The 14,771-nt window shown below is 66.0% G+C and carries 12 protein-coding genes; 2 read left to right on the forward strand and 10 right to left on the reverse strand.

Annotated features, from left to right (window positions below):
* Nucleotides 1-26: 26 nt before the first annotated feature.
* From ABQY64_RS06260 to ABQY64_RS06280, 5 genes are all read right to left on the reverse strand, one after another.
* Nucleotides 27-1,979 (reverse strand): XVIPCD domain-containing protein, encoded by a 1,953-nt coding sequence (locus tag ABQY64_RS06260; protein WP_349779173.1) that lies wholly within the window; start codon nucleotides 1,977-1,979, stop codon nucleotides 27-29.
* Nucleotides 1,980-2,109: 130 nt separating this feature from the next.
* Nucleotides 2,110-4,128 (reverse strand): M2 family metallopeptidase, encoded by a 2,019-nt coding sequence (locus ABQY64_RS06265; RefSeq protein ID WP_349779172.1) that lies wholly within the window; start codon nucleotides 4,126-4,128, stop codon nucleotides 2,110-2,112.
* Between the two features lie 708 nt (nucleotides 4,129-4,836).
* Complete coding sequence (locus tag ABQY64_RS06270) at nucleotides 4,837-6,492, reverse strand: phosphoethanolamine--lipid A transferase (RefSeq protein ID WP_349779171.1); 1,656 nt, start codon at nucleotides 6,490-6,492, stop codon at nucleotides 4,837-4,839.
* Nucleotides 6,489-7,253: a phosphatase PAP2 family protein gene (locus ABQY64_RS06275; RefSeq protein WP_349779170.1), complete on the reverse strand. Its 765-nt coding sequence runs from the start codon at nucleotides 7,251-7,253 to the stop codon at nucleotides 6,489-6,491. The genes ABQY64_RS06270 and ABQY64_RS06275 overlap by 4 nt, the downstream gene beginning before the upstream one ends.
* Before the next feature lie 100 nt (nucleotides 7,254-7,353).
* Entirely contained in the window at nucleotides 7,354-9,087 is a 1,734-nt protein-coding gene (locus tag ABQY64_RS06280; protein ID WP_349779169.1) for a glycosyltransferase family 39 protein, read from the reverse strand.
* 136 nt (nucleotides 9,088-9,223) lie between these two features.
* Between ABQY64_RS06280 and ABQY64_RS06285 the strand changes: the two genes are divergently transcribed.
* Nucleotides 9,224-9,940 carry a response regulator transcription factor gene (locus ABQY64_RS06285; protein WP_047128313.1) on the forward strand — a complete coding sequence of 239 codons (717 nt, stop codon included), beginning with the start codon at nucleotides 9,224-9,226 and terminating at the stop codon, nucleotides 9,938-9,940.
* Nucleotides 9,933-11,216, forward strand: coding sequence for a HAMP domain-containing sensor histidine kinase (locus ABQY64_RS06290; protein WP_349779168.1), 1,284 nt, complete (start codon nucleotides 9,933-9,935; stop codon nucleotides 11,214-11,216). Before ABQY64_RS06285 ends, ABQY64_RS06290 begins: the two co-directional genes overlap by 8 nt.
* On the opposite strand, the gene ABQY64_RS06295 is transcribed toward ABQY64_RS06290, so the two are convergent.
* The 5 genes from ABQY64_RS06295 to minC all read right to left on the reverse strand — a co-directional run bounded on the left by ABQY64_RS06295 (nucleotide 11,213) and on the right by minC (nucleotide 14,769).
* Nucleotides 11,213-12,028 (reverse strand): sugar phosphate isomerase/epimerase family protein, encoded by an 816-nt coding sequence (locus tag ABQY64_RS06295; protein WP_349779167.1) that lies wholly within the window; start codon nucleotides 12,026-12,028, stop codon nucleotides 11,213-11,215. The two genes, ABQY64_RS06290 and ABQY64_RS06295, sit on opposite strands and share 4 nt — an antisense overlap.
* Before the next feature lie 328 nt (nucleotides 12,029-12,356).
* Nucleotides 12,357-12,848 (reverse strand): hypothetical protein, encoded by a 492-nt coding sequence (locus ABQY64_RS06300; protein ID WP_349779166.1) that lies wholly within the window; start codon nucleotides 12,846-12,848, stop codon nucleotides 12,357-12,359.
* Nucleotides 12,849-12,917: 69 nt separating this feature from the next.
* Nucleotides 12,918-13,175 carry a cell division topological specificity factor MinE gene (minE, locus tag ABQY64_RS06305; RefSeq protein ID WP_005994583.1) on the reverse strand — a complete coding sequence of 86 codons (258 nt, stop codon included), beginning with the start codon at nucleotides 13,173-13,175 and terminating at the stop codon, nucleotides 12,918-12,920.
* Nucleotides 13,176-13,177: 2 nt separating this feature from the next.
* Nucleotides 13,178-13,987 (reverse strand): septum site-determining protein MinD, encoded by an 810-nt coding sequence (gene minD / locus ABQY64_RS06310; RefSeq protein WP_016901689.1) that lies wholly within the window; start codon nucleotides 13,985-13,987, stop codon nucleotides 13,178-13,180.
* A 35-nt stretch (nucleotides 13,988-14,022) separates the two neighbouring features.
* A complete protein-coding gene (gene minC, locus ABQY64_RS06315; RefSeq protein ID WP_349779165.1) occupies nucleotides 14,023-14,769 on the reverse strand; it encodes a septum site-determining protein MinC in 747 nt (248 codons plus the stop codon).
* Between the last annotated feature and the right edge of the window lie 2 nt (nucleotides 14,770-14,771).

The raw sequence follows: 14,771 nt of genomic DNA on the forward strand, positions 1-14,771 counted from the left end.
AGCTGCGGATCAGCCGGCGCGCTGAATCAGCGCGCCGGAGCCTGTCGCTGGAGGTCCTGCTGCTGCGCCTGTTCCTGCTGCTGCGCCTGTTCCTGCGCGGCGTCGTTGCGATCCTGCTCGGCGCCCACTGCCTGCGCGCGCTGCAGGCTGTGGTCCACCGGCGTCTGCTGCGCGGCCTGGGCATCGAAGGGTCCGCGCAGGTGCGCCGGCGAATCCAGCGCTCCCTGGACCACAAAGCCCTGTGCCGGGTCGCGGCCGAGCACCACGTGGTCGACGCGCTGCAGCCCGTGCTCGCGTGCGGCCACCAGCGCTCCGGCTGCCAGGCGCTCGCTGTCCGCATCGGGCACGCGGCCGCGCGCGGCCTCCAGCTGCTCCACCGCTGCGGTGCATTGGGTCAGCAGCGCATGGTCCGGACTGGCCGGATTGCGCGGATCCGCCGCCGCGGTTTCCGCAGCCGCCTGGCGCGGAAGCGCCTCGGCATCGATGCGCTGCAACCGGCCGTCGTATGCCCCATCGGCGCCGTCGGCGATGCGCTGCAGCCGCTCGACGAACGGATACGGCTCGCCGCCCACATTGCGCGCCATCGCGATCGCGAAGCGTTCGGGTGACTGCGGTGCGGCGTTGCGGTCGCCGACCAGCGCCGTCAGCGAGCTGCCGCCGATCCTGCCGGCTTCGACGCTGGCCTGGGTCTGCTGCATCAGCGCCTGCATCTGCGCCTCGCTGAAGGCCAGCGTGGTCTTCTGCCCTGGCGCAATCGCACCGGTGCCCGCCATGTCGCCGCTCAGCGCGCTGTTGAGATTCTGTGCAATCGCCTTTTCCTCGCTGGCCTCGTTGCGCCCGCCCAGGCGTTGCAGCAGCCCCGGCGCGGCGACATCGCCATCGATCTCGAAGCGGTAGCTGCGTTCCTGCACGCGCTCGGTGTCGTTGCCGTCGTACTGGCGCACGATCGTCAGCGGCACGTTGCCGCCGTATTGCAGCTGCTGCACCACGGTGTAGCCGTCCTGGCCCGGTGTGCTGATGCGCACCTGGCTGCCCTGGTTGCGGTTGCCGGCCAGATCGGCGCTGAGCGGGCCCAATTCCAGCTGCAGACGCTGCTGCGAGCTGAAACTGATCCGCTCCACCGTCTGTAGCTCATCGACGCCGGGCACGCCCGGTGCCATCTTGCCCTCGCGCACAAAGTCGCCCATGGCCGCGAGCGCGCGTGGATCGGCCAGGTCGAATTGCGCGCTCTCCACACGCGACTGGCCCAGGGCGTCGGCGCGCCCGAGCAGGGCCTGCGCCGGTCCCACCTTGACGCCAACGGCGTTCACTGCCTCGATGGCTGCATTGGGCCCGGTCACCACGCGCACGTGGCGCTCGTCCACGCGTTCGATCAGGTAGCTGCGGCCGCTGGCTTCGGTGATCTCGCTCTGCATGGTGAGGTTGTGCAGACTCGCCGAGGCGTCGCGCTGGGTGTAGGTCTGGGCGTCCATCACCGCGCGCGCGCCGATCGGCAGGCTTTCCGGCTGCAGCGGATTGACGCGGGTGGCAGCCTCTGCAGGCTGGTCGGCACCGGGCAGCGTCAGTGCGTAACGCATGCGCTGCCCGGCACTGGTGCTGGTCTCGATGCTCAGCTTGCTGTCGCCGAGCTTGGTCTGCAGGCTTTGCTGCTGGCCGGTGTTGGCGTCGGCCTCGAGGTTGAAGGTGGTGGTCTTCGCCTCGGCGTCGCTGAGCTTGCCCAGGCCGAGCGAGCGGCTGCTGCGCAGGCTGTTCTCGCCCAGCGGCTGCGTCGGACTGCCGCTGCTCTGCTCGCTGGTATGGGAATACTTGACCGTCTGATCTTCGGGGCTGAGCTCGATGTTGCTGCCGCCCACTTCCAGCGCGTAGTCGCTGCTCTTGCTGCTGTAGATCGGGTCGAATGCGCGGTCGTTTGCGTCGTCGATGAACTGCTTGTTGCGGTCCGCGTCGCGCGGGTCCGGGCCGGTGGAGGTGTTGTTCACTGGATGCATCCTGCATGCTGCGCCGGTGCAGCGGGCGCGCAGTATATCGCCGGCGTTTTGTGCGTTTATCAAATCAACGTTATGCGGCGGCCAGGGTGAGGGCCGCCGCATGCCGCAGGGAGCGCGTGCGTCAGTGCGTTACGGCAGGCACAGGCGTAGTGCTGGCGGCCGCGGGTGCGTTCGCCTGCCAGCCGCACAATTTCCCCTGGTTCTGCTGCTTCAGCCACTCGTTCATCGGTGCGAAATATTCCAGCATCGGGCCGGCATCCAGGCGGTCGTTGCCGGTGAGTTCCTTCAGCGTGGTCTGCCAGGGTTGGCTGGAACCCCGTTGCAGCATCGACCAGAACTTCTGCCCGGCGTCCTTGTTGCCGTAGAAACTGCACTCGTACAACGGGCCTTGATGGCCGGCGGCTTCGCACAGGCCCTTGTAGAACTGGAACTGCAGGATGTGCGCAAGAAAATACCGGGTGTAGGGCGTGTTGCCGGGCACATGGTACTTGGCGCCGGCATCGAAGAACTCTTCGCCGCGTGGGCTCGCCGGTGCCACGCCCTGGTACCTGGCTTTCAGTTCCCACCAGGCCTGGTTGTAACGCTCGGGGGGGATCGAGCCGTCGAACACGCCCCAGCGCCAGCGGTCGATCATCAGGCCGAACGGCAGGAAGGCAACCTTGCTCAGCGCCATGCGCATCTGCGAATTGATCAGCGCCTCGCGGCTGGTTTGCTGTTCGCCCACCATGCCAATCGACTGCAGATACTTGGGCGTCATCGCCAGCACGATGGTGTCGCCGATCGCTTCGTGGAAACCGTCGTTGGCGCCGTTCTGGAACAGTGGCGGCAGCGGGTTGTAGGCCAGGTCGTAATAAATGTGCCCAAGCTCGTGATAGATGGTGGTGAAATCTTCTTCGGTCGGCTTGATGCACATCTTGGTGCGCACGTCCGCACCGATGTTCTGCGTCGCTTCGCCGCCCATGTTCATGTCCCATGCGCTGGCATGGCAGACCACGTCGCGGTCCAGCGGTTTGATGAACTGCGAACGTTGCCAATAGGTGTCGGGAAGCTTGGGCATGCCGAGCGAGGTGTAGAAATCCTGCGCACGTTCGGTCATCTGTCTTGCGGTGCGCAGCTGCGCTTCGCGCTCGGCCTGGAAGCGTGCGCCGCTGCCGCCTTCGGTGCCGGTGTTGCGCGCCAGCACCGCACTCAGGTTGCCCTGGTACTGTTTTTCCAGCGCAGCGGTGATGTCCAGGTCGCCGGCACCCGGGTACGGCTGCAGCAGGTCCCACAGATTGCTCCAGTCCTGCTGCCACATATTGCCCATCAGATGCGCCGGCAACATGCCACCGGCGAGCTCGCCCTTGTCCTTGCCGTACTGCGTATCGAGCTTGCCGCGCGCATAGCACTGCAGTTGTGCGTACAGCGGCTTGACCTGGTCCCAGAGACGGTCGGTTTCGCTGGCCAGTTGCGCTGGCGGCATGTCGTAACCGCTGCGCCACAGCACGCCGACATCGGCAAAGCCCAGCCCGCGCGCGCCCTCGTTGGCGAGCTCGACAAAGCGCTGATAGTCCTTACGCATCGGGACTGCGGTGCCATGCCAGCCCTGCCAGGCGTCCAGTTGTTCGGTGTAATCACGGCTGCTGGCGAGCACTTGTTCCAGCTCGCCAAGCTGGCGGCAGCGGCGTTGTTCGCCATCGCCCACGCAATAACTGGCCGCACCGTAATCGCCTTCCATCTTGGCGGCGATCCGGGTGAGCTCTGCCAGCTTGGCCGGGTCGCGTGGGGCGGGCAGGGCGCTCATCAATTTCAGCAGTTGCAATGCACGCGCGCTGTCGGCCGACATCGGGGTGCCTGCATACTGCTTGGATTGTTCGATCCAGTGGTCCAGTTGCGCCAGCGAGCGTTCGTTGGCCTTGGCGGCCAGCAGCTGCGAGTCGCCGTTGATGTAGGTCGAAGACAACCACTGCGCGGCGGTGAGTTCCGGGTAAGCGGCCTTGTACTCGGCGCTGATGCGCGCGACGAACTGGTCGGCGCTTTCCTCCGGCGCGGTTTTGGTGGCAGCAGGCTTGGCGGGTGCTGCCGCGTCCTGACGGCAGGCCGACAACGACACGGTGCCGGCGGCCACGGCCAGTGCCAGCCACAACAAACGAGGATTCACGGGTGGTCCTTGCGGTGAAGTCCGACGCAGGCTAGAGCGCGTCGGGTTCCACCGCAAGCGCTGTCACGGTGTACGTGACTCGGACGGCTGCAAATCCATCTGTGCTCGCCATGTGTGCTCGTCAGAGCAAGCGCCACATTGCATGCTCACCGCAGGCGGGCACGGCCGTTACCTGATGTGGCATGGAGTGCTAGGGCACGCCGGTTGAAAGTGCGTCGTCACTACCCGCCTGCTGATTTGCTCGCGCCGTACTGTCAGCTGCTTCAAGACTGGGGGACCAGTTGCATCGGGTTGATGGAACCGTGCGGATGTATCGGCCGTAGGGCAGACCATCTGCCACTTGGCTGCAGGGCCCTTACCCGCCCACCCTCGCAGGACACGCCGCAAGTACGTCCATGTAGGCTCTTACGCGGCATCCATGCCGCGTGAGGTCCCGCGACGGTGGGCGGGCAAGGACCCGTCGAGATAGTCGGTGTGCACGGTAAGAGCAGTGCCTGATGCGCGTTGTTCTGAGCGTCGTGCGTCCGAAAATCTTTCCATCGCAAGCCGCGCAGCAAGTCTTCAAGAAAGAAGCCGACCAACTTACTGGCGCGGTGTCCTTGCCGGCATGGATGCCGCCGAGGAGCCTCCGCGGAAGGATTCACGGCGTGTGGCGCGAGCGGCTAGGGCACGCCTTCGATCACCATGCTTTAAAAAATCCAGCCGCATTTATCCCGTGCATTGCGCGAACAGATCGCGCTCACGTGCATAGACGCTGGTCTTGACCTGCATCAGCCCGAGCACCGACGGAAACAGCGCGTCCTGATCGGTGTACTGGCCGGCACGGTGGCGCAGGCAGGTTTCGTCCAGGCCGCGGTCACGTGCGAACTCCGGAGAGAACCACATCACCATCGGCACGTGGGTCTGCTCCTTGGGCGCGATCGCGTACGGCACGCCATGCAGGTAGAGGCCCTTTTCACCCAGCGATTCGCCGTGATCGGAGAGGTAGATCATCGCGGTGTCGTAGTCCTGCAGCCCGCGCAGCGTGTGGATGGCCTGGTTGAGGAAGTGATCGGTATAGGTGATGGAATTGTCGTAGGCGTTGACGATGTTCTGGCGGCTGCAACTACCCAGGTCGGCGGTCTTGCACACCGGTTTGAAGCGCTCGAACTGTGCCGGGTAGCGCTCGAAGTAACTCGGCCCGTGGCTGCCGAGTTGATGTAGCACCACCACGCGGTCGCCGGGCTTTGCGCGCACTTGCGCAGCCAGGTCGCTCAGCAGGATCTCGTCCATGCAGCGGCCATCGGCGCACAGCCCTGGCGTGGTGGCATCGTCCAGCTTCTGGATGTCCAGGCCATCGCAGACGCCCTTGCAGCCGGACTGGTTGTCGCGCCACAGCGTGGAAATGCCGGCGTGTTCGAGCACATGCAGCAACGACTGGTGGCCGCGGATCATGTCCTCGTTGTAATCGCGGCGGCCGAACGGCGAGAACATGCACGGCACCGAGACCTCGGTGCTGGTGCCGCAGGAATGCATATCGGGGAAATTGATCACTCCGGCCTGCGCCAGTTCGGGCGTGGTCTGGCGCGCATAGCCGTTAAGGCCCCAGTTCTGCGCACGTGCGGTTTCGCCCAGCACCACCAGCAGCAGGCGCGGACGGCTACCCGATGCGCGTGGTGTGGCCATGGCGTCGTGTTCGACCGGTTGCTTGGGCGCATGCTTGATTGGCGAATCGGATTTGAGGTTCTGCCGCAGTGCCACGATGTAGTTGATCGGCGTGGCCAGGTAACGCACCTCGCGGTGATTGCGCATCAACGCCGAGACGTCCTGCGACGACAGCATCGCGCCGGCCGCGCCAACCACTGCCACCACCAGCAAGAAACCGGCGCGGATTGCCAGTGATCTGCCGATGCTGCGTGCTTGCAGGCGCGTGCGCCACAACAGCGTGGCCGGAATCAGGAAGTAGCACAGCAGCGGCAGGATCAAGCCGGGCGTGAGCAGTTCGCGCGATTCCTTGTGGTCGGTATGCAGCACGTTGCGCAGCATGTCCGCATCCAGGTAGACGTTGTAGCTGTCCATGTAGTGCGCAGCCAGCGCGGTGGTGAACAGCAGTAGCGTCAACAGCGGCTTGGCGTTCCAGCGCCACACCAGCAGGCCCAGCAATAACGCATGCACGGCCACCAGCAAGGCCATCAACGAGATGGCAAACCCGAGACTGCCCGGATGCGTGGCCATGGCCGTGTGCCAGAACAGCTGGTTGCACACCAGTGCGAAGAACAGACTCGACAACAACACCAAGGTTTCGGTCGAGACCGTCGGTCGCGTCGTCCAGCTCAGTGCGCGCAGGCGCTTGAGCCCACGCGATTGCGGTAGATAGGTACTCATGCTGCATCCCCCGATTGCAACACCACAACATTGGCGCGATGCGGTCGAGCCAGCATCACGCAGTACAGTGCAAGTGCAGTTCCCCAACACACCGCCAGCGACCATAGGTCGTGCGACAGAAAATGCGCGCCGCGTAATTGCTGCGCAATCCCGAACAACAAGCCTGCCGCGATGCCCAGCCACAATGCAGGAACACGCCACGCAGGACGTAGTGCCAGCGCACAGAAATACAGCGCCACCCACGCATAACCGGCACTGGCGTGGCCTGCAGGAAAACAACCGGACGCAGCAATGCCGTGGCGCGATTCGAATAGCCCGATCATTTGCTGGGTGCCGCCGTAACGGCTCAGATCCCACGGGCAATCCATCGCCGTCCACGACTTGAGCAAGGACACCAGCGAGGTCGACAGTGCGATCGATGCAGCCAGATACGTCAGTGGCCAGCGCAGCACACGCAGGCGCGGCCGGTACCAGGCAACTAGCGCCAGCACCAGCACGCTGACAGCGCCAGCGGTGCTCAACCATTTGCCGACACGGTGAATCACGCCGCTGGTGAACCAGTGGTCCTTGAGCAGCCACTGCCCACCTTCCAGCCGATACAGCGCATCGGCAATCCACTGGTCGCCGCCGGCTCCCATCAACAACGCGCTGAGCACCAGCACACCGGCCAGCGGCAGCCACAGATGCCGAATGAGAAAGCGGGTTTGCGCAACAGTGGCTGTGCGCGCCAGGGCAGGTGCGTATACGGGAAGCGTGGTCATCGAAGCATCGGCCGGTGGTCTATGCCCGGCATCTTCGAAAGCGGCATGTCGGAAAGCGGTCGGACCGGAGTTGCCCGGCGGTTAACGCGCTACCCGGCGTTCAGTCTGTCTCGCTGTCGCCACCGCCAGTGTTGGTGTCGGAGGCGGTTGCAACGCAACCGGCATGCCATGCCGTGCCCGGCACCAACTGCCATTGATTGCGGTTGGACTCGCCAATATCGATCCGCTGCGCCGGATCGATGCACGCCGGTACCGCCTGCTTGAGGACGAACAGCCAACGGCGCTCAGGTGCGTCTGCAAGCCATGGACCTGCCTTGGCCCACTGCTGCTGCCAACTCGCCTTGAAGCCGAAGTCGGTGACCGGTCGATCCGCCTGCAGCATGTTCTGCTCTCGCCAGGCCAGCATGCCGAGCTCGGCCTCCGGGCCGATGCGCTGTCCCACGCGCTGCATCAAGCGGGCGGCAGAACTGTAAGGGTCCAGTGCCGGCATCAAGCCCAGGCCATACACGCTCCATAGTGCGGCGGTCACCACCACCACGGCGGTGCCGGTGCGCTTGCCACGCGACCCTGCAATTGCCGCCAGGCCGACCACGCCCAGCCCGATCAACCAGACACCCACCGACCGCAGCGAGGCCAACGCCATGCCGCGCTGCAGGGCGGTGTTTTCCGCCCAGTGCAGATGCAGTGCGATACCGCTGCCCAATGCAAGAGCGGCCAGCGCGAGCAGCAGCAGGTAGCCGGTCAGCAACACGCGGACGCCACGCTTGCGCAGCAGCCCGGCCAGAAGCGGTGCGGCGGCGATGCACAGGGCCGGCAGCATCGGAAAGATATAGACCTCGCGCTTGCCCGGGCTGGCGCTGAAAAACACCAGCACCAACACGCTCCAGGCAAGCAGCAACAGATAGCGCGGGTCGCCGCGTCGCAGCCGTCGCCACCAGGCCGGCAGCAACCAGGGCAACACCAGGCAGCCGGGCAACCACAGCGTGGCGATCACCTGCAGGTAGTACCAGGCCGGCTTGACATGATGCCAGGCGTGCGCATAACGGGTACCGGTCTGCTTGAACAACAACTCGTGTGCGTAGGCATGCAGCGCCGGGTCGTTGCTCTGCCACAACGCGATACCCAGCGGACCAAGCCATACCGCAGTCCCCGCCAGGAACGCAGGCAGCACCAGCAACCAGCTGCGCCCGGCCTGTGCGCGTGCCGGCAGCACGCGCCAGTGCTTGCGCGGCAGCGCCATCCACGGCAGCAACAGCAGCAAGGGCAGAAAGCCCACACCCTTGGTCACCGTGCCCACGCCGGCGGCGAACAATCCCAGCGTCCAAGCGCGCCAGTCCGGCCCGCGCAGCAGATGCCGCAGCATCCCCCACAACGACAGCGTGGTCAGCGCCACCAGCACCATGTCGATCTGCGCACGCTTGGCCATCAGGCCGAACTGCAGCACCGCAAACAACGCCAGTACCGCATGCCGCGCCACGCGTCGGTTCCACAACCGCCGCGCGATGTCCCAGGTCAGCCATAACGTGGCGAGCGCAGCCAGCAGCGACGGCAGCAGGAACGCGACCGGCCAGTGCGGCACCAGCTCGTAGCTGGCTGCCTGCAACCACATGAAGATCGGCGGCTTTTCGGCGTACAGCTGGCTGCCCCGATGCGGCAATAGCCATTGACCGGTCGCAACCATGCTGCGTGCGGCCAGCACAAAGCGCGGCTCATCCGGTGGGTTGGGCTGACGCAGGCCCAGCCCGGCCAGCAGGCTGACGATGATCAGCAACACGGCGGCAAGCAGCGCACGCTGGCGGGAAGTGGCGGCGGAGATGGCAGGCGACACGCGCACGCCCCGATCGGTGGGGCGCCACACTATCCGGCAAGCAGGTCGGAATTTTGTCGGAGCCATCCAGAGCGGCTGTGTTCGGCCAGGCTCGGTTAGGATGCGCACATCGTCCCTGCCGGGCCGCCCTGGAAACGCGCTCATGCGGTTGCTGGTCATCGAAGACAACCGCAACATGGTTGCCAACCTGTTCGACTATTTCGAAGCGCGCGGGCACACCCTGGACGCAGCGCCCGACGGCATCACCGGCCTGCATCTGGCCACCACCCAGCAGTACGACGTGCTGGTGCTGGACTGGATGATGCCGCGCATGGACGGCCCGGAAGTGCTGCGCCGCCTGCGCGAGCAGCACCAGTCCGAGCTGCCGGTGATCATGCTCACCGCCCGCGACGAGCTGCCCGACAAGATCGCCGGCTTCCGTGCCGGTGCCGACGACTATCTGACCAAGCCGTTCGCGCTGCCGGAACTGGAGGTCCGCATCGAGGCGCTGCTTGCGCGTGCGCATGGGCGCCGACGCGGCAAGTTGCTGCAGGTGGCCGATCTGCGTCTGGACCTGTCCACGCTGGAAGCCACCCGCGCCGGCCAGGTGCTGCACCTGTATCCGGCCTGCCGCAAGCTGCTGGAAGTGCTGATGCAGGCCAGCCCCGCCGCGGTCACCCGGCAGCGGCTGGAGCAATCGCTATGGGGCGACGATCCGCCCGATGGCGACATGTTGCGCTCGCATATCTACGAGTTGCGCCGCAGCGTGGATGGTCCGTTCGCACAGAAACTGATCCACACCCTGCCGCGGCTGGGCTATCGCCTGGCGCCGCTGGAAGGTGCCGGCGATCCGGCCACGGGCGAGTGCAGCGATGCTTAGGCAGCGCCCGTTGGGCCGCCGCGTGCTGGTGTGGTTGTTCGGCTACACGCTGCTGATGGTGCTGGCGGTGTTCGGCACCGCGCAGTATCTGCACGAGCGCGCAGAACACGGCGTGTGGCGCTCGTTGTTGAATTCGGAGCTGGACAGCATCCTGGATCGCAGCGCGCAGAATCCGGATTACCGCTGGCAGGACTCGGACACCCTGCGGCTGTATCGCGTCGACGGCAGCGCGACAGTACCGCCGGTGTTGCGCACGCTGCATCCCGGCCTGCACGACGAGCTGGAAATCGCCGGCCGCCAGAGCGCGGTGATGGTGCGCGACACGCCGCATGCCGGGCGCCTGGCGCTGGTGCTGGATATCACCGACTTCGAGGCGCTGGAGCAGTTCATCACCCGCTGGATGCTGGCGGCAGGCGTCGCGCTGATCGGCATCACCTTGCTGATGGGCACTTATGCGATGGCGCGGCTGGTGCGCCCGCTGGTGGAGCTGGCGCGCGACATCGGCGCGCTGCGTCCCGAGCGGCGTGCACAACGCATTGCTGTTGGCCCGCAGGGCAGCGCCGAGCTGTACGTGATTGCCGATGCGCTCAACGACTATCTCGATCGCAACGGCCAGTTCGTCGAACGCGAACGCGCCTTCATCGACAGTGCCAGCCACGAGTTGCGCACCCCGCTGGCAGTGATCGGCAACGCCGCCGAACTGGCGCTGGAACAACCCGGCACACCGCCGGCGGTGCGCCACCAGCTGGAGCGCATCGCGCAGACCAGCGCCGCGGTGGAGCAGTTGATCACCTTGTTACTGGTGCTGGCCAAGGACCCCGGCCGGCTGACGCGCAGCAGCGATACGCTGCGTCTGGACCAGTTGCTGCCGGAGATCGTCGCCGACCACGCGCATCTGCTCGCCGACAAGGATCTGCAGGTACTCACCGACCCGCTTCCGCCATGCAGTCTCACTGCACCGGTGGCGATCGTGCAGACCGCCATCGGCAATCTGTTGCGCAACGCGATCGAGAACAGCGACCGCGGCATCATCCGTGTCTCGCTATCGGCACCAGGGGTGGTGCGCATTGCCGACCCGGGCCACGGCATGACGCCGGAGGAGATCAGCGCAATCTACGCGCGCCTGGCGCGCGACAACGCACGCCAGGGCAACGGCATCGGGCTGGAGCTGATCGGACGGCTCTGCGAGCATCTGGGCTGGCATCTGCACCTGGATTCCAGCGCGGGGCAGGGCACGGTGGTGACGCTGGATCTCAGCGGCGCGCAGCGCAGCTAAGCGCCGGTACGCTCAAGGCAGCTGCGCAGTGCGGCCATCGCCGCCGCCGCGGTGGCCGGGGCAGCGGCGGCCTTGCGGACATCGTTGAAGACCTCGATGCCGATCGGTCCCGTGTAGCCCATGCCGGCCAGGCGCCGCAGCAGCGCCGACAGCGGAAAGCAGCCTTCGCCCGGCAGCAGGCGCGCATGCCGCGCCACCGCAGCCAGCGCACCTGGCGCCACCGGCTGCGCCACATCGCATAACTGCACGTTGGCGATGCGCGTGGCCGGGATGGCGTCCAGGTCGTCCAGTCCGCGGCCTGGCGCGAACAGATGGTAGGCATCCACCACCAGGTCGATGTTGTCCGCGCCGCTGGCACGCACGCTTGCCCACGCGGCAGGCAGGGTGTGATTGACCGTGCTCCACGCCATCGGTTCGTAGGCGATGCGCAGGCCGTGCTCGGCCGCGGCACGGCCGAGCCAGCGCAGATCCTCGACGATCCATGCAGGCACGACGTCGGTACGCGTGTTGGCCGGTGCCTGCACCACGCCCGCGCCCAACGCGGCGGCGGTTTCCAGCATCTGCAGCGCGTGCGCGCGGCAACCGTCGCGTTGCGCGTCAGCGGCACCGTCCACATCGCGCAGCACCTGGTAGTCGGTCAGTCCAAGCCCGAGCTGGTGGAGGGCGTCGCGCACCTGCGCCGGCGAGCGCGCCAACTGCTGCAGGTCCTGTTCCCACAATTCGACTGCATCGAAGCCGGCCGCCTGTGCGGCCGACAATTTATCGGCTGCGGTGCCGCCCAGCAGCACCGTGTTGAGAAACAGGCTGTGCATGCGTTGCAGCCTACGCGGCGTGGCGTTGAGGAGATGTCTGCGTCGTAGTGCTGCTGCGCGGCGCGACCTGTAGTACTACGAAACGCCGCGCCTGGCGATGCGCGCGACCTGCACGGAGACGGCGGCCGGCATGTTTTACGCGGAGGCACTCGGCATGGTCTATGCCGATGTTGACGACCCCGTCGTCTGCGGCCTGCTTGTGGCACGCAGTGCAGTGCCACTGCACTGCGTGGCCACTGGCTCGATCCCGGGGCTGCATGCTGGCAACCTGTGCATGCCGGCCTGCAGGCACGTCACAGCCAGGCGATCAGGTTGCGGCGCTCCGGCGTTACTGCGGTAACAGGTTGCGCGCGAGCAGCCAGCTGCGCGCATTTTCCGCGTCCTGTTCGAACCAGGCGCGCGTGGATCCCAGCCGGTAGGTGTAGCCCCAGGTGTCCATGTCGGTCATCAGGCGCGCGCTGCCCACGCCCGGCAATTGCTCGGCCAGCAGGATCTGCAGATAGCAGGTGGCGTCTTCCTCATCCACCGAGTCGGTGGCGTCGGTATGCACGGCCGCGCGTTTGTCGGCCGGCAGGACGATCAGGTGCCCGGCTTCGTGCAACAGCGAATGCACCGGCGTGTCGTCACGCACATAGACATCGCAGCCGATGATGCCGGCTTCCGGTTCGCCCCAGAAACTGCCGGGGATCGGCGCGCCGGCTTCCACGCGATGCAGGCGCAGGCCATAGCGGACGAGCAGGGCAGCCGGTGCGTCCAGGCCGATATCGCCCACGCACAACACGCTGGCTGGCTCGGCGCTGGTGGAAGAGTCGATGGTCACACGCAAGGGCTCGTGGTCGGTTCGGGCCGTCAAGGCGGCACCGTGCAAACACGGTGCCGCAGGGGACACTTACTTGTCGCCGTCTTCGGGCAAGGCGACCGAAATATCGAGCACGTCATGCTCGCCATCCTTGACCAGATCAACCCGCACCGCATCGGCGTCGATGTTGACGTACTTCTTGATCACTTCCAGCAATTCGCGCTGCAGCAGCGGCAGGTAATCCGGCCCGCCGCGGTGGTTGCGCTCCTGCGCAATGATGATCTGCAGGCGGTTCTTGGCCGTCTCGGCGGTGTTCTTCTTGCTCTTGAGAAAATCGAGCAGGCCCATGCTTACCCTCCGAACAGCTTGCTGAAGAAGCCTTTCTTCTCCACGGATATGAATCGCATCGGGCGCTCTTCGCCCATGATGCGGGCGACCGCGTCGTCGTAGGCCTGGCCGGCCGGGGACTCGGCATCCAAGATCACCGGCTCGCCCTTGTTGGAAGCGTTGAGCACATCACCGGATTCGGGAATCACGCCGATGGCCTTCAGCCCCAGCACTTCTTCCACGTCGGTGATGCTGAGCATCTCGCCGCCTTCCACGCGGCCCGGGCTGTAGCGGGTCAGCAGCAGGAAGGCCGGCACGGTCTGGCCTTGCTCGGCCTTGCGGGTCTTGGAATCGAGCAGGCCGATGATGCGGTCCGAGTCGCGGACCGAGGAGACTTCCGGATTGACCACCACCACCGCGCGGTCGGCGAAATACATCGCCAGGAACGCGCCTTTCTCGATGCCGGCCGGCGAATCGCAGACGATGTAGTCGAAGCCGTCGGCGGCCAGGTCCTTGAGCACCTTCTCCACGCCTTCCTGGGTCAGCGCGTCCTTGTCGCGGGTCTGCGAGGCAGCCAGCACATACAGGTTGTCGAAGCGCTTGTCCTTGATCAGCGACTGCTTGAGCGTGGCTTCGCCATGCACGACGTTGACGAAGTCGTACACCACGCGCCGCTCGCAGCCCATGATCAGGTCCAGGTTGCGCAGACCGACGTCGAAGTCGATGACGGCGACCTTCTTGCCGCGCCGTGCCAGCCCGCAGGCCAGGCTCGCGCTGGTGGTGGTCTTGCCAACGCCGCCCTTGCCGGAGGTGACTACGATGATTTCAGCCAAAGGATTTCTCCGAATATTTCTGTGGTTGGGCTGCGTCAGTCCAGCGCAGCGATCTTGATCTGATCCTGCTCCAGCCAGACCTGGACGGCCTTGCCACGCAGGTCCATGGGAACATCGTCCAGCACCTTGTAGTGGCCAGCGATGGCAACCAGTTCGGCGTGGAAGTCGCGGCAGAAGATGCGCGCGTCAGGGTTGCCCTGGGCGCCGGCCAACGCGCGGCCACGCAGGGTACCGTAGATATGGATGCTGCCGTCGGCGATGACCTCCGACCCGGCACCGACCGTACTGAGCACAGTCAGGTCGCAGTTCTCCGCGTACAGCTGCTGGCCCGAGCGCACCGCGTTGCGTTGCATGCGCCCAGGCGCAGGCCGCGCCGCGGGCGCTGCAGGTTCGGCACGCGCCGGTGGCGGCGGGGGCGGCGGCGGGCTCACCGCGGTCGGCTCGTATTGCGCACGGAACTTGGCCAGCAGCGGCACGCCGAGCTGCTGCGAGAGCAGGTCGATCTCGCTGGTGCCGTAGGCCAGTGCCACCGGCAACACGCCGGCATCGCGCAAGCCGTCCAGCAGCGCCTTGGCCGTGGCCAGGTCCGGTACCTGCGACAAGCCGCCGAAATCCAGGATCACCGCCGCGCGTCCGAACAACTTCGGCGCTCGGGTCACGCGCTCGCGCATCTCGCGCACCAGGCGCGGCACATCCAGCGTGCGCACGCGCAGGTTGGCAATGCCCACCTGGCCGATCTTCAGTTCGCCGGCCTGTTCAAAATCCACATTCACGCTCGCCACGC

It is taken from the genome of Xanthomonas sp. WHRI 7065, from assembly GCF_040203115.2.
GTDB lineage: Bacteria > Pseudomonadota > Gammaproteobacteria > Xanthomonadales > Xanthomonadaceae > Xanthomonas > Xanthomonas arboricola.